Origin of the sequence: Paenibacillus sp. P46E (genome assembly GCF_001909095.1) — a bacterium.
Taxonomy (GTDB): domain Bacteria; phylum Bacillota; class Bacilli; order Paenibacillales; family Paenibacillaceae; genus Paenibacillus_AQ; species Paenibacillus_AQ helianthi.
In genome coordinates this window covers 1-22,608 of sequence record NZ_LVYZ01000067.1, presented here as the reverse complement: position 1 = coordinate 22,608, position 22,608 = coordinate 1, and the positions used below count along the sequence as shown (strand labels likewise).

Annotated in this window: 20 protein-coding genes and 1 pseudogene; 16 read left to right on the top strand and 5 right to left on the bottom strand. The window is 49.6% G+C overall.

From position 1 onward, the window contains the following. The first annotated feature begins 2 nt into the window (after positions 1-2). The 5 genes from A3849_RS25500 to A3849_RS25480 all read left to right on the top strand — a co-directional run bounded on the left by A3849_RS25500 (position 3) and on the right by A3849_RS25480 (position 10,461). A complete protein-coding gene (locus A3849_RS25500; RefSeq protein ID WP_074113913.1) occupies positions 3-2,855 on the top strand; it encodes a tail fiber domain-containing protein in 2,853 nt (950 codons plus the stop codon). 18 nt (positions 2,856-2,873) lie between these two features. Beyond that, positions 2,874-3,056, top strand: coding sequence for a hypothetical protein (locus A3849_RS25495; protein ID WP_074087879.1), 183 nt, complete (start codon positions 2,874-2,876; stop codon positions 3,054-3,056). Positions 3,057-3,093: 37 nt separating this feature from the next. Next, positions 3,094-8,988, top strand: a complete 5,895-nt coding sequence (locus A3849_RS25490) for a tail fiber domain-containing protein (RefSeq protein ID WP_074113912.1) — start codon at positions 3,094-3,096, stop codon at positions 8,986-8,988. A 226-nt stretch (positions 8,989-9,214) separates the two neighbouring features. After that, on the top strand, positions 9,215-10,111 hold the full coding sequence (locus tag A3849_RS25485) for an RCC1 domain-containing protein (protein WP_074113911.1): 897 nt from the start codon (positions 9,215-9,217) through the stop codon (positions 10,109-10,111). 104 nt (positions 10,112-10,215) lie between these two features. Further along, positions 10,216-10,461 carry a hypothetical protein gene (locus A3849_RS25480; protein ID WP_074087884.1) on the top strand — a complete coding sequence of 82 codons (246 nt, stop codon included), beginning with the start codon at positions 10,216-10,218 and terminating at the stop codon, positions 10,459-10,461. Between the two features lie 87 nt (positions 10,462-10,548). On the opposite strand, the gene A3849_RS25475 is transcribed toward A3849_RS25480, so the two are convergent. Beyond that, entirely contained in the window at positions 10,549-11,376 is an 828-nt protein-coding gene (locus A3849_RS25475) for an SDR family oxidoreductase (RefSeq protein WP_074113910.1), read from the bottom strand. 143 nt (positions 11,377-11,519) lie between these two features. Here A3849_RS25475 and A3849_RS25470 point away from each other — a divergent pair, with 143 nt between their 5' ends. The 5 genes from A3849_RS25470 (at position 11,520) to A3849_RS25450 (ending at position 14,950) form a co-directional block, all read left to right on the top strand. Beyond that, entirely contained in the window at positions 11,520-12,131 is a 612-nt protein-coding gene (locus tag A3849_RS25470) for a TetR/AcrR family transcriptional regulator (protein WP_074113909.1), read from the top strand. A gap of 154 nt (positions 12,132-12,285) precedes the next feature. Beyond that, positions 12,286-12,879, top strand: a complete 594-nt coding sequence (locus tag A3849_RS25465; protein WP_083613659.1) for a YkoP family protein — start codon at positions 12,286-12,288, stop codon at positions 12,877-12,879. Positions 12,880-12,906: 27 nt separating this feature from the next. Next, a complete protein-coding gene (locus A3849_RS25460; protein WP_074113908.1) occupies positions 12,907-13,605 on the top strand; it encodes a polysaccharide deacetylase family protein in 699 nt (232 codons plus the stop codon). A 139-nt stretch (positions 13,606-13,744) separates the two neighbouring features. Further along, the gene (locus A3849_RS25455) at positions 13,745-14,305 is read left to right on the top strand and encodes a polymer-forming cytoskeletal protein (RefSeq protein ID WP_083613658.1); all 561 of its coding nucleotides are present in this window, start codon (positions 13,745-13,747) and stop codon (positions 14,303-14,305) included. 177 nt (positions 14,306-14,482) lie between these two features. Next, on the top strand, positions 14,483-14,950 hold the full coding sequence (locus A3849_RS25450) for a hypothetical protein (protein ID WP_074113906.1): 468 nt from the start codon (positions 14,483-14,485) through the stop codon (positions 14,948-14,950). A 41-nt stretch (positions 14,951-14,991) separates the two neighbouring features. Here A3849_RS25450 and A3849_RS25445 read toward each other — a convergent pair whose 3' ends face one another. Together A3849_RS25445 and A3849_RS25440 are read right to left on the bottom strand one after the other, a co-directional pair. After that, complete coding sequence (locus A3849_RS25445; protein WP_074113905.1) at positions 14,992-15,765, bottom strand: AraC family transcriptional regulator; 774 nt, start codon at positions 15,763-15,765, stop codon at positions 14,992-14,994. A gap of 16 nt (positions 15,766-15,781) precedes the next feature. Then, positions 15,782-16,363 (bottom strand): LysE family translocator, encoded by a 582-nt coding sequence (locus A3849_RS25440; RefSeq protein WP_074113904.1) that lies wholly within the window; start codon positions 16,361-16,363, stop codon positions 15,782-15,784. Positions 16,364-16,532: 169 nt separating this feature from the next. Between A3849_RS25440 and A3849_RS25435 the strand changes: the two genes are divergently transcribed. From A3849_RS25435 to A3849_RS25420, 4 genes are all read left to right on the top strand, one after another. Further along, complete coding sequence (locus tag A3849_RS25435) at positions 16,533-17,417, top strand: AraC family transcriptional regulator (protein ID WP_074113903.1); 885 nt, start codon at positions 16,533-16,535, stop codon at positions 17,415-17,417. 51 nt (positions 17,418-17,468) lie between these two features. Further along, positions 17,469-17,951, top strand: coding sequence for a DinB family protein (locus A3849_RS25430; RefSeq protein WP_074113902.1), 483 nt, complete (start codon positions 17,469-17,471; stop codon positions 17,949-17,951). Between the two features lie 194 nt (positions 17,952-18,145). After that, positions 18,146-18,835: a hypothetical protein gene (locus tag A3849_RS25425; protein WP_143191898.1), complete on the top strand. Its 690-nt coding sequence runs from the start codon at positions 18,146-18,148 to the stop codon at positions 18,833-18,835. Positions 18,836-18,888: 53 nt separating this feature from the next. Next, positions 18,889-19,341 (top strand): hypothetical protein, encoded by a 453-nt coding sequence (locus A3849_RS25420; protein ID WP_074113900.1) that lies wholly within the window; start codon positions 18,889-18,891, stop codon positions 19,339-19,341. Here A3849_RS25420 and A3849_RS25415 read toward each other — a convergent pair. Then, positions 19,323-19,994, bottom strand: coding sequence for a hypothetical protein (locus A3849_RS25415; protein ID WP_074113899.1), 672 nt, complete (start codon positions 19,992-19,994; stop codon positions 19,323-19,325). The genes A3849_RS25420 and A3849_RS25415 overlap by 19 nt on opposite strands. A gap of 227 nt (positions 19,995-20,221) precedes the next feature. Between A3849_RS25415 and A3849_RS25410 the strand changes: the two genes are divergently transcribed. Next, positions 20,222-21,124, top strand: coding sequence for a WD40/YVTN/BNR-like repeat-containing protein (locus tag A3849_RS25410; protein ID WP_074113898.1), 903 nt, complete (start codon positions 20,222-20,224; stop codon positions 21,122-21,124). 53 nt (positions 21,125-21,177) lie between these two features. Here the strand turns inward: A3849_RS25410 and A3849_RS25405 are convergent, their stop codons facing one another. Further along, positions 21,178-21,984 carry an alpha/beta fold hydrolase gene (locus A3849_RS25405; RefSeq protein ID WP_074113897.1) on the bottom strand — a complete coding sequence of 269 codons (807 nt, stop codon included), beginning with the start codon at positions 21,982-21,984 and terminating at the stop codon, positions 21,178-21,180. Between the two features lie 435 nt (positions 21,985-22,419). On the opposite strand from A3849_RS25405, the pseudogene A3849_RS33105 reads away from it, so the two are divergent. Next, positions 22,420-22,608: pseudogene (locus A3849_RS33105) on the top strand (hypothetical protein); the annotation flags it as partial.

Here is a 22,608-nt window from a genome sequence, read left to right as displayed (position 1 = left end):
TCATGGGAAAAGAATTTGCAAGAATGCGTTACTTTGACGGGCTCTTCCTGAATGCGGAGGATTATAGGCTGGACCAGGATTTCTACCTGCGTCTGCAGCGTCTGCATAACCGTTATCTGCATACCTGGGGCATTGTCTGCGGCCTGAAGGTGCTGCCTTTGCTGGATCAGGGCGAATACATGAAGGTAAAGATTGCGGAAGGTCTGGCATTGAATCAGGCAGTGATTAAGGGGACCACTCCCCAGAAGAATGAGAGCATCAGCCAGGAGATCCTTATTTATGAGGGGCATCCGGATAATCCGGTGGATCTTTCCGAGTATAACGCCAACGAAAGTATCTATATCTGGGTCAGTTATGAAGAGATGGAGACCGACCGCAATATTGAACGGGGGCAAGGTGAAAAGATTCATATCTGGGAGCGGGGACGGATCAGCCACGGTACCGTGAAGCCCGATAGCTCTGAACATATTGTTCTGGCCCGGGTCGTGCCGCGCAAACAGGGAATTGAAACGGTAATCGACAGTGCATGCATCTTTGACTACGACAGTGACGCTGCCCGCACGCCACTTCGAAATTACGCCGGCGCAGCCGGTAAGAAGATGGTGACAGAGAAACTGATTATCAAAGCAAAAAGTGAAGACAGCATCGACAATATGCAATTAAATGAAGAAACGCTGGCTGCGATGCCATCAGTCTATACGCTGCAGGAAGGCAAGGTGTTGGAGGTCAACGCCCCGGATACCCGGTTTACAGGAAACCTCTTGGTTGCCGGTGACTTAACCCTTCAGGGAGAGCTCATTCTGCAGAGCAAGGATAAGTCGCAAAGTGAAATGCGGATCATGAACAGCTTCGTTGAGGTTAACAGTCCCAATACGGATGATCCGAACTATGAATTTCCCGGCCCGCGGGACGGCGGACTTGAGGTCTATCGCGGCGACGGCGGCACTCATGACGCACGGATCGTCTGGGTGGAGGCGGATCAATGCTTCAAGGCCGGGATTGGCACAGATCTCAAAAAAATCGCTTATGGTAACGAGTGGGACAGTCTGATCAAGTATGAGTTCGCTGACCTGCTGCACAGACACAGCAAGCTCTCGTCGCCGGGCGGATCGTCGGTTGGCTTCAACAGCTCCGGCAAGCTGTACAGCGATGCAGATCTGGCGCTGAAGGACGGGGCGACCCTATGGCTGAAAGGCACAAATCCGGACACCATTGACGGCTCGCATGGCCTGGGCTGGTTCGGAGCCGGCAAGCCTTTTGCCGCTGCTGAGGTGGACGGGCCTGTATTGTTCGGGAATAGCGGCGGTGTTCTGGGCACCAGAACGGCAAATAGTGACGGCTCCCGGACAGACAAGACGGTACTTTCCTGGAACAAGACCGGGTATGTGGGGATCGGCCCCCGCAAAGCTTTGGAGGATTCGCTGGATGTCGATGGCAGCCTGCGGATTCTTAGCGGTAAAAACCCGGTCCGTTTCACTTCTGTGTGGTCAGGCTTCCCCGACAATCAAATGAATGGCGCAGAGATCAGCAATGACATTACCGATCACAAAGCATTAATGATCGTGGGCAACCAGTCCGCCGGCCAGGGGAGAAAGGTTGCAATCTGGGACCGCCTCGATGTGAACGGATTTCTGTACGTGAATGGTAAAATGCAGGCATCACAAGAAATCATTCCAAGTGCAGGCAGAGGTGAGCACAACGGCATCATTTTCCCGGCCAACCCGGGAGGCGGCGGTTCGGACCTTGCTTGGATCAAATACTATCCGCGTACAGGCGAGGATTGCACGCTGGAAATCGGCACCTCGAATGATGCCAATGATCACATCTCGCTGAATGCCTCCGGCAATGTCGGTATTGGTACGCTGACACCGGCGGACAAGATGGATGTCGACGGGGAACTGCGTGTCCTGAGCGGCAAGAATCCGATCCGGTTCACATCGGCCTGGTCAGGCTTCCCGGACCAGGCCAGGAACCAGGCGGAGATCAGCAATGACACCACAACCTACAAATCCTTGATGCTTGTGGGCAATTCCTCCTCTCCGGACGGCAAACGGAAGGTTTCGGTCTGGGACCAGCTGGATGTGAACGGGTTTCTGCAGGTGAACGGCGGCGCCCGCATAACAGGAGATCTGCAGATTACAGGCAGCATCAAGACAGATGTGTTCAACTTTGACGGCAGATTCAAAAAGCTGGATGTCGCTGATAATTTTGCAGCCTATGTACGTTGTGCCGATTTCTATATCGGCTACTCGGGCCGCCGCGGAACACCCGGCAGAGCCTTAGTCGATAACGGAAGCCATCTGGTGCTTAATTACGGCAACGACTGGTCTTATGCTTCCGTACACAGCAGTCTTGAAGTCAAGAATGCGCTGAATCCCAGCGCGGGCAGCGGAAATAACGGCATTATCTTCCCGTCTGATCCCGGCGGGGGCAGCGGTGATTCAGCCTGGATCAAATTCTATCCGACCAGCGGGGAGAACTGTGTACTGGATATCGGTGTATCCAATGATGCCGGGGACCGCATCTATCTGCATGCCAGCGGCGGCGTTTATGCGAACGGCAGTATGTACTGGTGGTCCTCACGCGAACTCAAGGACAACATCGCCGATATTCCTGTCAAAGAAGCAAAGCAGCTGCTCGACGGGCTGAACCCGGTTTCTTTTAAATACAAAGGAAGTACGAAGGAAAGAACCCTTGGTTTTATTGCTGAAGAGGTGCCAGCAGTTCTGGCGGACCCCGATCAGCGGGCAATCAGCGGGATGGATATCATCGCCGTTCTGACCAGTGTGATGAAAGACCAGCAGAAGGCTATCGCAAGAATGCAAAAACAAATCGCAACCCTGCAGGGTGCGTAAAAATTGGAGGATAAAAAGATGAAGGAACAACTGGAAGCACGCATGAACGAATTGAAGGCAGAACTCGAATCCGGCCGGCAGATGCTGCAGGAGCTGGACGAGAAACGCAGTAATCTGGGCTATGCCATGACACGGATTAGCGGGGCCATTCAGGTACTGGAGGAGCTGGCTGCGGGGGAAGAAGAGTCCGTTCAAGCCTGAACAAGCTGTAACTATGAAAGCCGGGAGGAGTGGGATTGTGCCAAAGGATATGAAACGCATGAATTATTTCAACGGGCTGCTGCTAAAAGAAGAGGACTTAACACTGGATCAGAAATATCATAAGCGTGCTCGCGGGCTGCATAACCGTTATTTTCATAATTGGGGAGTCGTAACCGGACTGAAGGTTAATCCAAAAGAGTTGACCAAAGTAGAGATTGATCCGGGCCTTGCCTTGAACCGCGTCACGGACCCGGACAACAACGAAGAGATCAGCCAGGAGATTCTGGTAAGTGACACCCATCCGGCGAGGATTCTGGATCTGTCTGGATACAGCACCTCGGATCAGATCTATATTTCCGTCTGCTATAAGGAAGAGTTGGCAGACCCTGATCTCCTTAAGGGGGGCGGGAATGAAATTCATGTGTGGGAGATCGCGGATATCAAAGCCAGCTCCCTGAAGCCTGAGGATGTGCGTAAGGACATCCTGTTGGCCCGTGTTACCCTGAAGCATAATCAGGATGGAGCGCTTAGTATCGACCGGATTTATGAGACTGATGTGGATGGAACGCTGCTTGTGACCAGAGCCGTGGGCGGCGAAACGCTGAAGGCTAACAAAATTATTCTCGGTTCAAAGGAAGATCCCGACCAGCCCTTTTTGAGCAATTCTGTGGAAGAGGATGGTAAAGAGGGGAATAAGCTTAATGTTCATGCAGGCTTGACCGAATTTACGGGCAATCTGAGAACCGGTGCGATTAGTACCTATGGGACTCTGGATGTTAACGGCGAGCTTACTGTCACTGCCGGCAGTGAGCAGGTATTCAAGGTCAATAATTCCGGGGACGTGGATATGACGGGCTCCGTTGCCGTAGCAGGACCTTTCTCCGCAAAAAGCGGGATCGAAGTCAGCGGCGGGATGGCTGTACTGGATGTGTCTCAGGTTATGGTTGGCGGAAATATGGTGACGATCAACAAAAATGCCAGTGCGGAAAATAGCAGCGGCATTGAAATCATCCGCAAGGATCAGCCCAGTGCCAAGCTGCTGTGGGATGAAAAAAGCAACGGGTGGATGATAGGGACAGCTGAGAAAGAGGGTGACCCGGCCAGCGGCATGTTCCATGTCGCCTATGGTGAAGAGTGGGAGCAGCTGCATGGGGGCGCGATGGCGGATAGCCTGCATACCCATAGTCAGCTGCATTCGGCAGACGGAAAACCGGCTCTTCGTACCGATACAGCGGGAAATATCCAGATTGACCAGACATTGACAGTGTCCGGAAGTCTGGTGTCCAAGCGGGACGGCTTGGAAGTCTTCCGGGGAGAAACGCTGCCCAATGCCAAGATTGCCTGGAATGAGAAGGCCAAATCCTGGCAGATCGGTACGGTTAATGGGGATATGACCAACATTCCTGACGGGAAGCAGTGGGGAGATCTGACCGGTGGCAGTAATGCGGATGCTCTGCATACCCACCGGCAATTTCATAATGAAGACAAGAGCCTGCTGGCCCTGGAAATTGGTGCAGACGGGAATGTAAATATCCCGCATGAGCTGATGGTCGGTGAGACACTTACAGTCAATAAGCTGATTGTCAGAGAAGAAGAGATCGTCATCAAAAAAGTCGAGCAAGAGGTGACGGACAGCTTCCTGACCGTAAATAAGGCGGAGACAGACACGGCACTCAGCAGCAAGGGTGGTCTGGACGTGTACCGGGGCAGCCACAATCCGAAGGCCCGGATGGAATGGAATGAGACAGACCGCAAATGGAAAATCGGAATCGAAGGCAGTATGTCTGATATTCCGTATGGGACCAAATGGGATTCCTTGACAAACGGTTCAGTGGCCGACACCGCTCATAAGCACAGCTCCCTAAGCACTCCTTCAGGCGGAACCGTATTGTCTGCCGACGAGCAGGGGAAGCTGTCAGCTTCAGGGAATATAGAGATTGCCGGAACCCTGAAGGGCAAAGGCAATGCTGATCTGAATGCCGATCTGAAAGTAGGCGGTTCCGCCACTATCGAAGGCAACCTTACGGTAAAAGGCAAAACTACCTATGTCAATAAGGAAGATATGGTTGTCGTCAGCAACCGGATTGAGCTTAACAAATTCGAAGGCAACAGCTCCGCCCTGAAGCAGAGCAGCATTGAAGTCTACCGGGGCAAGCAGAATCCGAGCGCCAAGTTGGTCTGGAGCGAGACGGACGGCAGATGGAAGCTGGGGCTCGGAGATGAGCTATCCAATATTGCCTACGGCAGCAATTGGGATGCACTGACCGGAGGGGTGAGCTCAGATGCGGACGGTCTGCATCGGCACAATTCACTGAGTGACAGTAAGGGGAAGACTGCCATCCAGGCAACCGCTGAAGGCAATATTGAGATTGCCAACAGTGCGGAGGTACAAGGAACCCTTACGGTCAACAACGGAGCGGATATCAGCGGCGGTCTGGCCGTGGAGGGCTTGCTGAAGGTAGACGGCAACCTGATTGTCAAAGGCACCACGACAACCGTGAAGCGCGACGATCTCGTCGTAACCAATAATGTAATCGAGATTAACAAGTTCCAAGGTGAAACGCCACCCGCGAACGAGAGCGGTATTGAAGTTTACAGGGGGGAATCACAGCCCGCCGCCAGAATTATCTGGAATGAGAGTGAACGGAAATGGAAGGTGGGCACTGGCGCCGCGCTGGAAAATATCGCAAGCGGCAGCTCCTGGGACAAGCTGACACAAATGGTTAGCGCGGATTCCCTGCATATCCACAGCCAGCTGTATAACCCGCAGACCGATATTCTGGCGCTTAGCGCCAGTGCCGAGGGGGATGTGGATGTTCATCATGATCTGACAGTCGGCAGCAATCTTACGGTGGCCGGTGACCTGGAGGTCCGGGGGAAGTCTGCCAGCATTCATTCGGATGAACTGGAAATCGGAAGTCCATGGATCACGCTCAATCAAGAGGATGATCATGTCTCTTCTCTTTCCGGCGGAGGATTGGAGATTTATCGCGGCCTGAATGAGCCGGCAGCCTCCATCTCATGGAACGAGGATAAGGATCAGTGGCAGCTTGCAACCCCTACGGAATCTGCCGCATTGGTTGTAGATACTTCAGGTAATGTCAATGCAACCGGGGGGCTGAAGGCGGAGAATGCCAATATCCTTGGTGCGGTTACCGCAGCCAGTGCCGCTATTGCCGGAACGGTAACCGTCGGTGATGGACTTGAAGTTCTCCAGGGAACAGAGACCAGTGCACAGATCAAATGGGCAAAGGACCGCTGGAAGCTGGGAACCGCAGGCAAGACTGTACTCAGCTTGACCCGCAGCGGGAAAATGGGTGTGGGTACGGATAATCCCACCGAGGTGTTGGATGTAGCCGGGAAAGCGATCTTCCGGACAGAGGCGGAAATTGCCGGTGCAGCAACTTTTTCAGGCAAGGTCACTGCAACAAATGAAGCGGTTTTCGATGGAGATACTTCATTTAACAAGGCACTGAGTGCTGTGAGTGTCGCAGTAAGCAAGAATGCAATTGTTGCTGGCAGCGTTGTGGCAGGTGGATTTGAAGCCCCCCGCGGGCTGGACAGCAACGGTAAAGCCCTGCCGAATGCGCGGATCGTCTGGAATAATGTACAGAAGGCCTGGTTCTATGGCGACGGAGATACGCTCTCGGAATTCGGTACAGGCAAAGGCGGCCAGAACAAGCTCTATAACGCGCTTGGAGATACAATTGCCCTGTTTGCTGATTCTGAAGGCAAGGTAGGGATCGGTACCAATACCCCATTATCACTGCTGGATGTGAAGATTAAGGGCGGGAATACAGCATTCAGCGTAACCGGAACCGGGAATGTCGGCATCGGGACCTATGCTCCCAAAGTGAAGCTCGATGTACAAGGCGACACATCTGTTACAGGAAACCTTACGGCTACAGGAACTGTTACTGCGGTAAATGCGGTCATCTCTAAGGATTTAACAGTAACTGGCAATCTAACCGTGAACGGTGATACGGTAACCCTTAACGCCGCTACGCTGGAAGTGGAAGACAATATCATCAGGGTCAACAAATATACACCGCAGGCCACCCCGATAGTGGCAAATGCCGGGCTGGAAGTATTCCGCGGAGGGACTGCGCTTCCTGCCCAGCTTCTGTGGGATGAAACGGCTGATCAGTGGCTGGCTGGTCTCTCCAATTCGCTGAAGGCGATTGAATTCAAAGGCCATACTCATCCGGAGTTTGCTGAGCTATCTGGCGCATTTACAGTGGTGTCCGGGAATATTGGGATCGGCACGGCGACACCAGCCGCCAAGCTGGATGTCAATGGAAATGTGGCTGTCTCCGGAAAGCTGAATGCTGCAGACGTTGCTATTAGTGGTTTATTAACTGCCAAAGATGTTGCGTCTACCGGTACGGCAGCCTTAAAAGACGCAACAGTAAGTGGTGTACTTACTGCGAAGGATGCTGCTGTCAGCGGTTCATTGACGACTAAGGATGCGGAGGTTAGCGGCAAGCTGACCGTTAAGGATGTTACCCTCAACGGCAGCCTGACGCTCAGCCAGGGCATCGAAGTGAACAGGGGAACAGATCCGAAAGCGCAGATTCTCTGGGACGAATCCACGGATGCCTGGCAGGCGGGCGTAGCCGGCAGTCTGAAACAGCTTGCGTACAGCGGCCATACCCACCAGGAACTGTCGGATTTGACCGCAGTTCTGAAGATTGCCTCCGGGAATCTCGGGATTGGCACTGCATCGCCAGCCGCCAAGCTGGATGTGAACGGCAATGCGGCTGTCTCTGGCAAGTTGACCGTCGCCGACATCGTTGTCAGCGGCGCTTTGACTGTTAAGGACACTACAATAAGCGGCACGTTAACCGCAAAGGACGCAACGCTGAGCGGGACCACAGCCCTTAAGGATGCCACGGTAAGCGGTATATTCACAACGGCCAATGCGTCAGTCACTGGTAATTTAGCAGCCAAAGACGCAACCATTACCGGTAACCTGTCAGCCAAGGATGCATCCATCAGCGGCACCCTAACGCTTACCCAGGGCATCGAAGTCGGCCGAGGCACGGACGCGAAAGCCCAGATTCTATGGAACGAGGCTCTGGACGAATGGCAGGCGGGTACGGCCGGGAGCATGAAACAGCTCTCGTACAGCGGCCACACGCACCAAGAGCTTACAGATCTGGCGGGAGTGCTGAAGATTGCTTCCGGCAATGTCGGAATCGGCACCGCAGCACCAACTGCCAAGCTGGACGTAACCGGTAATGCGGCAGTATCCGGTAAGCTCTTGGCAGCCGACGCCGAACTAAGCGGGAAGCTGACTGCGAAGGATGCTTCGCTAACCGGTCTTCTGACTGCGAAGGATGCATCCATCAGCGGCAGTCTGATGGTTAGCCAAGGCATCGAAGTGAACCGGGGGACGGATAAGAAAGCCCGGATTTTCTGGGATGCGTCCAATAATGTATGGCAGGCTGGAATGGAAGACAATATGCAGACCCTCGTCTGCAAAGATGCCCTCTATGACGAGCTCATCCAGGTGGCCGGTGCGGTAACTGTCGATAAGAGCAGCAATATAGGGATCGGCAAAACCCCAACGGATGATTACAAGCTGGACGTGAACGGCAACCTGCGGGCGACTAATTTTGCACAAACCTCTTCCAGAACCTTCAAGGAGAACATCACCAGTCTTCCGGTGAAAAAAGCTATGGAGCTGCTGAACAAACTGAAGCCCGTTACCTTCAACTACAAAGCAGAAAATGCCAAGAAACAGAACATCGGCTTCATCGCCGAGGACGTACCGCAGATCTTCTCGACCGCTGATCACAAGTCGGTTGTTCTGATGGATATCATCGGTGTACTGACTACTGTTGTTCAGAAGCAGCAAAGAGATGCCCAAGACATGCGGAAGCAGGTGAATGAACTTCAGATTCAGGTGGCAGCCCTCGCTGGCGCGTAACCCGATAGACACTTCTAAGAATTAGATTAAGCAGCTTCTTCAGCCATAGTGCTGTGGGGCTGCTTTGTTTTTTCATGAGTATGGTCATTCAGGCTATGAAAACAGGCAAATGATGTGAAAGTTTGATACCATATATTATATCCGTAGCTATCGAGCGAATAAATGTGATGAATTGGGCGCACGCAGGGTAAGTGCGAAATAGGGGTTGTTTTCAAGGAGGTAAGCCATGGAGTACATTTCTAGGAAAGAAGCGGGGGAAAAGGGGGAACGCTGGCCTATTGATGCCATTGCGGCGGGTCCTCGTCATACCGCCCTGCTTAAATCTGACGGTATGGTGACGGCTGCGGGGGATAATAAATATGGCCAATGTGATGTGAGCGGCTGGCGCGATATAGTTGCAGTTGCGGCTGGTAATGTTCATATGGCGGCGAATACGGGTAATGCGCACACCATCGGTCTTAGATCTGATAGAACTGTGGTAGCTGTGGGTTGGAACAAGCATGACCAATGCAATGTAAGCGACTGGCGCGATATTGTAGCGGTTGCGGCGGGTTGGCGTCGTACCATTGGGCTTAGATTGGATGGCACGGTGGTAGCAGTAGGCCGAAATCATGAAGGCGAATGCAATGTAAGCAGCTGGAATGATATGGTTGCGGTCGCGGCGGGTGACTGGCATACTATCGGTCTTAAAAGGGACGGCACGGTGACGGCTACGGGCAATAACCGTTACCGGCAATGCAATGTAAACGGCTGGCGCGATATAGTGGCGGTTGCGGCGGGTTATCTTCATACCATCGGTCTTCAATCGGACGGTACGGTGACGGCGGCGGGTTTGAATAAACATGACCAATGCGAGGTAAGCGGCTGGAGCGGTATTGTGGCGATAGCGGCGGGCAGTAATCATACCGTAGGCCTTAGATCAGACGGTACGGTGACGGCTGTGGGCTCCAATGAGTATGGTCAATGTAATGTAAGTGATTGGCGCGATATGGTGGCGATTGCGGCAGGTTGTGCCCACACCGCCGGGCTTAAATCAGACGGCACAGTAGTTGCGGCGGGTAATAATGAATATGGCCAATGCGAGGTAAGCGGCTGGCGCGGCCTCCAACTACCCGGCAATTAGTGTTGCAGTCTGTTTTCTCATGAGCTAGTCAGTCTCTGGAGTGTGAATTCACAGAATAAAAGTGTAAAATGGGCAGTAGATGAACACCGCAGGAGGAACAAGGGATGTCAAAAGAGTATTCGCGCACATATATTGAGAGTGTAAAGCTGGAATTGCTGAGTAGGCTTGGCCTGAAGCAGGTATACTATAAAGGACAGGCAGGCGATGACCTTCTTTATGAAGCCACGGGCTTTGACAAAAAGACACAGCATAAATTCTGTGTCAGAACCAAAACCGGGACCATCGACGAGTTCGTAGCCGGGAAATGGATGAAGGTCCGCAGTTTTGAGATTAAGAGCAAGCAACAATAGCAGAGAGTTAAGGCCTTTGCACACGCAGATAAAATAAAACAAGCCGCCAAACCCTGATCATGGGCTGGCGGCTTGTTTTGCTGCATGTTACATCGAGAAATCATTGCCCAGATATACATTCGGCGCAGTCAGGTACAGCTCACGGACCACTACGTTCTGCGGCTGCTGCAACGCGTAGACTACGGCTCTTGCGATATCATCACCACTCAAAAAAGTCTGTCCCATCGCCCCTCGAATCCGGGCGATCAGCTCTTCCGGCAGATGGTCTCCCTGGTTGAACTCCACCTCCATTCCCAGCTTGCGGGCAAGCTCCACGACCGTCTCAGGCTCCAGGTTGCGGCCGAAGTTCGTCGCCACAGCACCGGGGAGAATGGTTGTTACCTGAATCGGTTCTTTGGCCAGTTCATGTGTCAGTGCTTGTCCGATGGCATTCACCATATGTTTGGTGGCACTGTAGAAATCCCTGCCAGGTTCGTAGGCGTTGCCTGAAGAGATGTTAATAATATGCCCTGGCACACTGCCTTCGTTGAGTCGCATTTCATGGACCGCTGCCTGTGACCCGGCAAGAAGCGCGACGATATTGACATCGATCATCTCCCGCCAGTCGTCCACCTGTGTATCCACAATATTGCCATGAATATGCAGGCCCGCATTGTTGACCATGATATCCAAATGACCGGTCTGCTCGCGGGCCTGATGGATAAAGCTCTGAAGCTTGCCGGTATCGCGGAGATCAAATGCACTATACGTCGCCTGACCGCCGGACTGTTCGATTTGCGATTTCAAGTCCTCAAGCTGCTCTTGGCTTCTTCCGGTGATGAAGACATGAACACCTTCTGCAGCAAGCTGGCTCGCAATGGCGCGGCCAATGCCGCTGGATGCTCCTGTAATGACGGCTGTTTTATGGTTTAACATGAATTTTTCCTCCTTCAAATAATGAACATTGTGTTGATTTATGAACCGTGTGTTTATTATAATCAGAGTAAAATACACTTACAATCGTCACTATTTCGAATAGTGTTCATTAAGGCTAACAGGAATGAATGGAGGAGACTCTCATGGGAAAATCCGCTGATCTGCGTGTAATCCGAACGAGAAAACTGATTGATGAAGCTTTCCTCTCGCTAGTGGAGGAGAACGGGCTGGCAGGCGTGAATGTAAGGAGTCTGACCGCCAAGGCGGGTATTAACCGGGGTACCTTCTATCTGCATTATCAGGATATTTACGACCTGATGGACAGAATGGAGGATCAGATTATTGAAGAGATGGATCGCCTTCCTGCCCGAAGTGAACCGGAACAACTGCTCACCAGCGGGTATGTAGAAGAACCTTATCCGTCGATTGTGGAGTTTATCCGGTTTATGAATGAGCAGCACCGTTTTTTTGCAATTTTTTTCACCCAGGAAGGAACGTCATTTGGCAAAAGATTAAAAGACCTCATTCACAGCCGCATGTATGAAAAACTCCCCCGGCAGGGCGTGAGTCCGGATGCGCTCTCCGTCCCTGACGAATATATTGTCGCTTATTTCAGCTCAGCACATTTTGGAGTGATCCGGCACTGGTTTGAAACAGGAAGAATATTGCCTCCTGAACAAGTGGCACTGATCTTAACCCGCCTGGTCCGCGATGGCCCGCTGATGACGGCTTTTAACCGTAAGCTGGAGCCGTAGCTAAGTTATTGACCTTTGCTAAACCCCACTTTGATCATTTGATCAAGCGGGGGTTTTTGTTATGCAGTGAATTCCCGTCACACAGCGTCAAACATTGAAGAACGATTAAGAGACGTACCAATTTAAAATAGTTGTTAGAGGAAGGGTGAATGGGTTGGAACTTAAACTAGGCAAATCAATCGTGCAAACGCTCTGGATGGCATGGGAAAAAGTGTTTGCACTGGGTTCACATTTTCGCGGAGCGGGGACCTCTCACTTTGGCATTTGCAGCGTGATGCTCAAAAAACACAGAGGGCAGGCTATCATATGCGAGGATTCGACGGTTATTCATGATGGGGAATGGGTAGGAGAGCTGCACCTTGATAATGGTAGTATCCTGAAGCTGATCAAGTCTCAAGGCTCTGACCGGGCTGCGCTGCGTACAGCAAGGCTACTGCGTCAATCCATGCGTCAGATCCATGAAGCCTTCGAGTCACAATCAGAGTTCAAACAGGTCAAGGCTTTGCTAGGGATTACGCTGCTTCACCGGGGACTAACACATGGTCTGGGGTTTGAGCAACAGGCTCTGCAGCCAGGGATTTTCAGACGGATGACTACCGTTTATTTACGTCTGCTTCTTTCTGCACTACATCCTGAAGGAATGAACAGAATCAGTCAACGAACGGAAAAGCTGGTCCCGATGCTGCTGATCCATTCACGTTCCTCACTGAAAAACCGTTTTTCCCCCGGAGAGAAGCTGCCAGGCTAATATACATAACGGATGAAGGAGGAAGCGATGCTCATTTATCTAGCAATTGGAATGGTCACTATCTTTTTTTTGTACATGTTAGCACCAAGTCTGATCACAAGGCTGACTGGATATGGTGTATTGCGCCAAGGGACGACTCCCAAACAGGTGGCCTTTACATTTGATGACGGGCCGCATCCGGAGTATACGCCTAGGCTACTGGATCTTCTGAAGCTGCATCAAGTGAAAGCCACCTTTTTCGTTCTTGGTGCTCAAGCGGAACAATACCCCGAGCTGATCCGAAGAATGGACCGGGAAGGCCATCAGATTGGTATTCACAACTATGTTCATACGTCCAATTGGCTGATGCTCCCAGGCACCATCCGGCAAGGGCACCTGGAGCGGACTGCAGATATTGTGGAGTCTATTATCGGAACCAGGCCCAATCATTACCGTCCGCCCTGGGGACTCATCAATGTGTTTGATTTCTTGCGGCTCAGGCAGTACCGGATTGTGCTGTGGTCGATAATGGGACATGATTGGAGCCGCGAGAGATGTCAGACCTCCCTGCGCTCCACGCTGTTAGACCGGATGAAGGACGGGTCCATTATTTTACTGCATGACAGCGGGGATACACTGGGGGCAGATGGCAATGCCCCGCATTATATGCTGCAGGCTTTGGAGGAAGTATTGCTGCAGCTGAAGACCAGGAATCTGAGATGTGTAAGGCTGGATGAAATGGCTTAACCTGCTAGCGTCTATTCGTCCAATGCCTTAATTTTATAAAGATAAAAAGTGATAGACACAATTTCGTGAAATTAATCACGTTGTTTTTATTAAAATTTTAATATATAATATGAATATACCAAAAACAGGGGGAATTATTGTGAAGCTAGTAAAAGGATTATTGGTTGCAGGTGTGGCGGCAGCGTTGTTGTCGGGTTGCGGAAATAATAATAATAATGCGAAAGAAGCGGCTAGCGCATCACCGGCTGCAAGTGCAGCGGCAACTACTACAGATGCACAAAGCACAGCATCCATCGTGAACCAAGCAGATGCCTTTACCAAAGCCGTTAGTGCAGATGGTAACTGGATTGTAGCGATTCTGAATGACCTGACTGTTGACACTGATGTGGTTGTTGCCGGTGAATTCCATGATAAAGGCAAAGCAGAAAATGCTATCTACCGTAAACTGGCTCTGTACGCACAGGATGCAGACCACAAGATCACTGCCAGCTACACGCTGACTGCTCCTAAGGTCACTGTACAAAGTGAAAACTTCAAAGTGCAGGGCGGAACGATCAAAGGTGACGTATATGTAGAAGCCAAGGGATTTACTTTGGATAAAACAGCAACAATTGACGGCAACCTGTACTTTAAAAGCGATGATCTGAAAACAAGTGCTGTTCTTGAAGGTAAAGTTACCGGCGAAACAGCCGTGAAATAATTGAGCTTCTGAATCATAGCTATTATAAAATCTTATTGAAAAGCCTGTAGAGCTGACCCATTCCGGGTTCGGAATCTACAGGCTTTTTTGTATACAACAGGGATTTAAAGCACGGATTTCCTGTGAATAGCTGTATAATGGAAAATAGATGGGTGACTATTAGTCGAGGTGATGAATATGAAGCGGATTTTCGTTCTGTTGCTGTTAAGCACCATAGTATGGATTAGTGGGTGTAGTGGAAAGCACAACATATATGACGGGATTGATAAGCAGGATATTAAGGATATTGAGACTGCCAAGGATCTTAATTTCATCTATTCATATAAAGGACACACTGATAACTGGGTGTCCACTTATTACGTCTATCAACTGAAGAAGGACAGTGACAACCATATCACAAGATTGTTCTTGAAATATATCGGCAAAAAGCCGGGGCCATCGGGTGAAATGAAATATGAATACAGCACAGAAGGCGGCCATAAAGGAAGTGGAACCCTGTCTGATGCAACTTCGCCTTCCTTTATATATAATCTGGGATCTTCAGGAGGGAACGGTTCCATTGCTGATCAGGATTCTGTGGTGAAAATGCAAGTGGAATGGAACGGAGGCAAGGAAGAAATCAAATTGTTGCCTGAGCTCCAGTAGTCCAGAACCGTTAATCTTTGTTTCGCATGACTGCCGATCTCTCAATTCAGCTGTGACCTATATTCATAGGCCGTAATGCCGAACATACTTTTGAAATGCCTGTTGAGATGGGTCAGATCCGTAAATCCGCATTCGGTGACGGCAGTATAGACATCCTTGGTCCGCTCGATGGCTTGCTTGGCATGTTCTACTTTGCAGTTCAGGAAGAATTGATAAGGTGAGATGCCGGTATGGCTCTTGAATGCCCGGATGAACTGGTATTTGGACATTCCAAACTCCTGGCAAAGATCGTCCAGCTTCAATACGTGATCTATGCTGAAATACATTTTTTCCTTTGCCTGCTCGACAAGCTTGTTATTCGTTCTCTGCCCCATATCGAAATGTTTCTGTGTGACGCGACCGGCTATTTTCATTAGCAGCTCGCTGCACAGCACTTCATCTTTGCCCGACTGTATGGCATAATTCAGTCTTAATATGCACGATGCTAACTCTGCATCGTAGACAATGGGGGAGGAGAAGCGCAATTCTTGGCCGCCGAGGATCTCCGAGAACAAGTCCGGCTTAATGTACAGCATCACATAGTCAATGCCTTCCCTGTCATAAGAGCTGCCGTCATGATACTGTTCCCGGTTGAACAGCATGACTCCATTCTTATGGGAGGCTTGATAGCTTCCCTCCAGATTATACTGCTGTATGCCGCGCAGGGTTACGCCGATGGCATATTCCTCGTGGCAATGCTTTTTGTAAGTGAAATCAGTAAAACTTGCCGACAAAGCCAGGATACCTGCTGATTTGGCATAGTTGAATTTCTCCACGCGGCTCACCTCCAAGTTATAGAATCCCTGATACCATCACTGCAGAGTACACCAGAAACAATGCCATCAGAGTATTGATCAACCGGTGCTGCTGCTGCAGCAATTTTCTGAAGACAGCACCACAAACGACCCAGGTCACAAACGCCAGAAATCCGATAACCGTAATCATCAGCACAAACAGAAACGAAGCGGATGATGAAGTATAATAGGGCAATACATAGCTGGGAATTACGGTTAGAGTGAACAGCAGCACCTTCGGATTGATAAACTGCATCAGCAGGCCTGAGGTAAAACTGGTTGTCTGCACCGGCGTGGTGTCCGCTCGCCCCATTCGATAGATCTGATAAGCAAGGTAGAGCATATATACACTGCCTGCGATCTGCATGATGCCAAGTATATCCGGAATAATTCCGGTAAGCATACGGTTAAGCAGAGCGGAAGCAGCAAGCAGCAGACCAAAGGCAATTGTCGCTCCGCACACATACTCCATAGCTTTTCTGGCACCATAATGCTGTACGGATGATAGAATGACAATATTGGTAGGTCCGGGTGTAAAGGTGACCACAATACAGTAAAGAATGAAGGATGCGATGTTCATAATGACCTCCTATACAAGTAGTCACATGAATATACACCCTGAAGTCTAATGACTATAGTATATTATTGCAGCAATCAAAAGGGAATGACCCCGTCAATATGGTGCACCAACTGTCGGAACCGGGTCCTGAAGGGCTGTTATTCTAGGAATGAGGGGAGGAGGAAGTGAAATGAATCTGCTGGAGAACATGAATGATGCTCTAACTTACATTGAAGCACATCTCAAGGAAGAGGTGGATCTCAAGGAGGCCGCCAGACGGGCATTATGCTCCGAATATCACTTCAAGCGGATGTTCTCATTCCTTGCCGGAGTATCGCTATCGGAGTATATCCGTCTCAGACGCCTGACGCTGGCTGCATTTGAGCTGCAGCAAAGTCCGCGGCGGATCATCGATGTTGCTCTGGATTTTGGCTACAGCTCACCGGATGCGTTTACGAAGGCGTTCCAGCTTTTTCACGGAGTGACTCCATCCGAAGCGCGGGCGGGCGGGTTCTCCCTGAAATCCTTCCCTCGGATGACTTTTCAGTTGACGATTAGGGGAGGCATTGAAATGAATTACCGTATCGAGGAAAAAGAGGCTTTTCGCATTGTTGGACTGAAGAAGAGGGTTCCGATTCAATTTGGCGGCGTGAATCCGGAGATTGCTGCCATGTGGCAGAGCCTGAATATGCAAATGATTACCGAACTCAAGGGGCTGTCGAATATCGATCCGGCCGGGATGATCAGCGCATCGGTGAATTTCTCTGAAGGGCGCATGGAGGAAAAAGGGGAGCTGGACCACTATATCGGTGTAGCTACCTCGCTTGAAGGTCCGGGGCATTACGCGCAGCTTGAGGTTCCCGCCTCCACATGGACAGTATTTGAAGCGGTTGGGCCGTTCCCGGATACCCTCCAGAATATATGGGGCCGGATTTACTCCGAATGGTTCCCTTCTTCCAATTACGAGCTGGTAGAAGGGCCGGAGATTTTGTGGAATGAGAGCAAGGATACGACCTCGCCGGCGTACAGAAGTGAAATTTGGATACCGGTTCAATTGACCCGCCTGTCGGGTTGATATGGTAAGGTATGATTACATCCTAATATCGACAAGGCAGGTGTATTAGAAATGGTTCAGGCTAAGGAAGTGCTCAGCAACCAGCTGCTCGCAAATGCAAATGATCCTAGCTGGTATGTTACCTTTACAGAATCGGTGCAGGGGTTAAGCGAAGATGAGGCGCTGTGGAAGGCGGACGAAGACAGCAACAGCATTGCCGAATTGGTTCAGCATCTGCTGTATTGGAATCAGACCTGGCAGACTCGGTATCATGAAGCTAGTGTTCAAGCTGTGCCCTCTGTAGAGAGCAACAATCTTACATTTCAGCTTCCCCGGAGTACCTCTTTTGAGCAGCTTCAAACAAGGTTGCTGGAGGTGCTGTTGGATTGGCAGAGTCTGTTAACCGAAGCACAGCTGGCGGAAGACGTGCCGGAGTTCCCAGGCAGCCAGTGGTGGGAAATCGTCGGGAATGTGACTACCCATAATGCCTATCATATTGGCCAGATCGTATTTATCCGTAAGCTGCAGAAGAGCTGGAAACGAAGCAGGGAATAGATGAGTAGACACTATAAGGCAGTGGGTGAATCTTACCCGAATAAAACTAACCCACAGGGATATTTAACCCGGTGGGTTAGTTTTTTTGGAAAGATAAGAATTTATTTAATTAATTCGAGCAATATCTCAGCGCAGAATTTAACGGATATGAAATGTTATAATAAGGTAAATAGCTGTCTGGGAGGCGAAAACAATTGAGGGCGAGATTGTTGAGGATATTATCAATACCGGCATTATGCTTGATTATGATCTCTTGTGATCCGAGTGAACCGTCTAGCAAAGTATCGGAAGAGCTCCATCATAAGTTAACTTCTGAGCAAGCGGGTGCATTGATTCTGGCCAATAAGAACTTATCAGCTTCCAGTGAAATGGCGTCACACCTGATCGACATCACCCCCTCTGACATTTGGGAACAAACAGGGCATCAGCTTTTTAAAAATATTGAAGCGACATCGAGCTGGGATACCTTTGCTGTGTCTGAAGAGAAGGCCGTACAGATCGGTATGGGATTCGGCGGATTTGGGGTAACAAGCGCTGTACCATATGATGTCAATAAAGATGGTACAGTGGATATAGTCTATGCATATTCTTTTGGCTCAGGACTTCACCGCTCGGTTATTGCCTGGCTGGACCTGCAAAATTCCACCGAGCATATCATTTCGAGTAAACCGGCACAAACGGATTTCCGCCAGTATGATCTGATCCTGAAAACTGAAGATAAGCAGATCGAAGTGTACCGTATTAAAGACATGGGTACGAGCAAAACCAGTTTAGATGTATTACGTACATACCCTTCCAAGACAGATATTGAGAATATGACACTAGTTAAGGAAGGGGAACTGGTTTGGGAGAACGGTGAGTTCTTTAACATTCCTGTGAATTGATTACAATAAGGAATTCAAGGTGGAATTCTCGAATTTGGGTTAGGGGGATCATCATGTTTCATCCTGTAAGCCTTATAATACCGCTGATGATATTGCTGCCCAATGTGCTGTTTTTCAAATTTGAGCCTCAGAATTTGCCTGGCAGGACGGCCAGAAATTTTCTTTTGACTGGGGCCGAATTCATTGGGCGAATGGGTGTGATTACCGTTCCACTATTCTATTCCCTTCATGTGCAGAATGGTTATGAGGTCCTGGCGCTGGTAATGATGCTGCTCTCACTGGGTATATACTATTTCGGATGGGGAAGATATTTCAGGGATGGAAGAGCGTACAGACTGCTATTCACACCGCTCATGGGCGTTCCTGTGCCTTTGGCTTTAAGTCCAGTCCTCTATTTCCTGTCTGCTTCAGTGATTCTGCACTCCAGCTATCTGCTTATCTTCAGCATAATACTTGGAGCGGGACATATTCCCGCCAGTCTCAGTGATTATAAACGGAATACATAAGCCCGGACAAGGTTTGTGCCTGCGGTTCCTTTGAGCAGCTTGGACGAAGTCAGACGTTTCTCGAATTGGCCGGGTGTTTCTTCATCTGCCGCTGCTTCAAACATATTTAGGAGCTGTGTGAAAAGTTGAATATCTTCGCTCTTCGGGACCCCATACCCACGCTCCAATAATTCATATAATTCGGTAAGATCCGTATATGCCCCAGTGGTGCTACCGTAGGTGTTACCTAAATGAATAGCGTACCTGATCCGGGACAGGTTCTCCCATTGATCGTGATGGAACCCGCAGTATTTGCAGCACACAAAGCGTTCGGCTTGTTCGTAATCATGCTCCTGCATATGGATCATCCGCTGATAACTCATGAGAGAAGAAACGCCCCTGGGGAAACTTCCGCCAACCCCCGCAATAAAAGCTCCCGCGATACGGGACCAGCTGGCACGCCCGTCCGATTGGAGAGCAATCAGCATCCGGTTGATATCATGATGTGTAATTTCATGTGTGTCATTGGCCTCCCACCCGTACTGCTCCAGCTGCTTGCGCGCAGCAGGCTCCAGGGTCTCCGTTCGATACAAGCTAACACCACGTTCTACGTCATATTCGGAATTCGTATGATGATAGAGTTTCTTTAGTGCAGCCAGCATTTTTTTGTCCATTCATATAATCCTCTCTGCGCGGAGATGTCTCTGTACCTTGACTACTAGACTAATAGGAGTTTCCGCCAAAAGCAAAATACTGCAGTACTGTGCATACCGATTGGATTCTTTAGGCGAACAGGAATGTTTTACAAAATAGTATCGAGAATGATAACTTTATGCCACTTTTACAGCAGGACAATCGCTTATTGTAAGAAATATACAGGAATATAGGAGGAGGATTGGAAATGCGGAGAGGATTCTGGTTGAGGAAAATCCCTTGGTTTGGAGCGTTGCTATTGATATCGTTATCGGCAATGTTTGTCTCCGGAATCAGCGAGGGCAGCAGTGTAGCGCTCAAACCGGGGACGGTATATACACGCGATTCGGCAGGGGAGCAGGTCATTGCCTATAATGCCGGTCATTCGTATTCGCTTGACAAGGATGGTCATGTGATCATTTCGTACAGCAACGGCAAACTGAAGGTCAAAGCCCCTCTGGCCCTGATCCCGGGCTATCGAGAAGACTCGGGAATGTCCGAACATGAAACGGGTTTTTTTATCTCCATAGACAAGACAGCTATTACTTATGGAGGCTCCAGGGGAACTCCGGTTCAGGTGCTTATCTCCAATAACCAGGGGAAAACATGGAATACGTACCCAGTGACCAAAGAGCTCATCGGCACGACCAAAAACATCGGATTCATTTCCAAAAATGAAGGCTGGATAGTGCTCAGCAGATTCAACGGTATGGGCAGTGAAAATCATTATATCTACAAGACAAAAGATGGCGGGAAGTCTTGGAGTGAAGTGAAGGGGAACGCCAATACAGTATACGCAAGAGTATTAACCGGAGCAGGCTTTGCCAATGACAAGATCGGGTTTTTGGGGTTCAGATATGAAACAGATTTCCAACCGGCCATATGCTGGACACAGGACGGAGGGAAGAGCTGGACTAAGCTTCATATCAAGCTGCCCGATGGTTTTGCAGACTATAGCTTGACACCGCTCTCTCCGGTATTCGATGGGGCAACAGGACAGTTCCCTATACAACTCAGTAAGGATGGAGCAGGTAATGTAGTGGGTACGGTCTATTTGACTAGCCATAATTACGGGAAGACGTGGAAGTATAATAAAGTAGTGTTTCGCTGAGGATACCTGAGTAAAGGAGATTGTGATCAGACCGACAGTCCAGCTGTAATCTGCTAGGCAAATCTGGACAGCTCCCGGTTGAATCTCTCGCGTTCGTCATAAAAAAGCCCGTGGCCGCTGTTTTCAAATGGCACAAGCACCGAATTTCGTATCCCTTGATGCTGCGCCACAGCCAGCGGGTACAGACATACTTGATCATGAATGCCATGAAGAATCAATGTGGGTACGTGCACTTTTGGAAGATCAACAAATAATTCTTCGGCGAGCCAGGCTCTGGAGACGGCTATCGTGGACCAGCTTGCTGCTTGCAACCCTAATTGGAAAAACCAATCCGAGAACGGCTCAGAAACCTTTTGATAGAAAAATTGTTCTCCGAAGTCACGGAGCATCTTGGGCCGATCCTGGTAGGTCGCCTGTATGATCTGCTCAATCGCTTCTTTGGTGGTGCCATAGGGGAAACCTGGCCGCTGAATTAGACTGGGGGCTGCCGACGCAAACAGCGCAAGCTTGGAAACACCATATCCGTTGTGCCGGGCTATATATCGGATCGTTACTGCTCCCCCGGTGGAGTGCCCGGCTAATGTAATATCCCGGAGCCCCAAAGCTCCGATCACACACCGGATATCATCAGCTAACCGGTTGTAGTTGTATCCGTCCAGCGGTTTATCCGAATTGCCGAATCCGCGCATGTCTATCCCGATACAACGATACCCCAGGGGCACCAGAGAATTGTATTGATATTCGAACATTTTATGGTTTGCAGGCCAGCCATGGATGAACAGAATCGTTTTTCTGCCCAGCGGATTGATATCATTGACATATACATTCACATTTGGTTCTACTCTAATCCAGTGCTCCATTAGGCATTCCTCACTTATCCTTTGATTGGGTCTAGTTGGGATATACTATTCAGCTCACCTTATTAAGTGCCCAGTGTCATAGGAAAATAAAGTGTTAGACTGAAAAATAAAGTGTTAGACTTAGCAAATAATGTTGTAAACTGAGAAAATTAGACAATAATTCATTAAGCTCTAACGGGCAGGATAGCGTGGCGATAGATAGATTTCCATCAGCATTTCGTTGTCGCTAAAATACTAATTAACTAGAAAGTTTAGTTATATCTAATAACCACCATGTATTTATTTGGATGTAGTGTATAATCGTTTGTAATAGAGAGACGTAACAGCCCAAGTTATCTATGGTTTGGCTTAATAGGCGAAATCGTCCTTGTGTGGCAGGGGCTTGTCTTCTAGTGGTTGTAAATGGCGATTAATTTTATTTAAGGGAGTGAACACTTGAAATCACCGCAAAATGTTTTGTTTATGAGTTCATCTTATTACGAATGTCGCAGAATGTTTTTACAATACCTAGAATCCTTATCCGGTGTATATGATAATTTTTTAGAAGACCACATATTAGATTCAAATTTTTATGAAATTCGAATAGAGGGAGCAATGATAGGTTATTTTGCAATTCACAAAGAC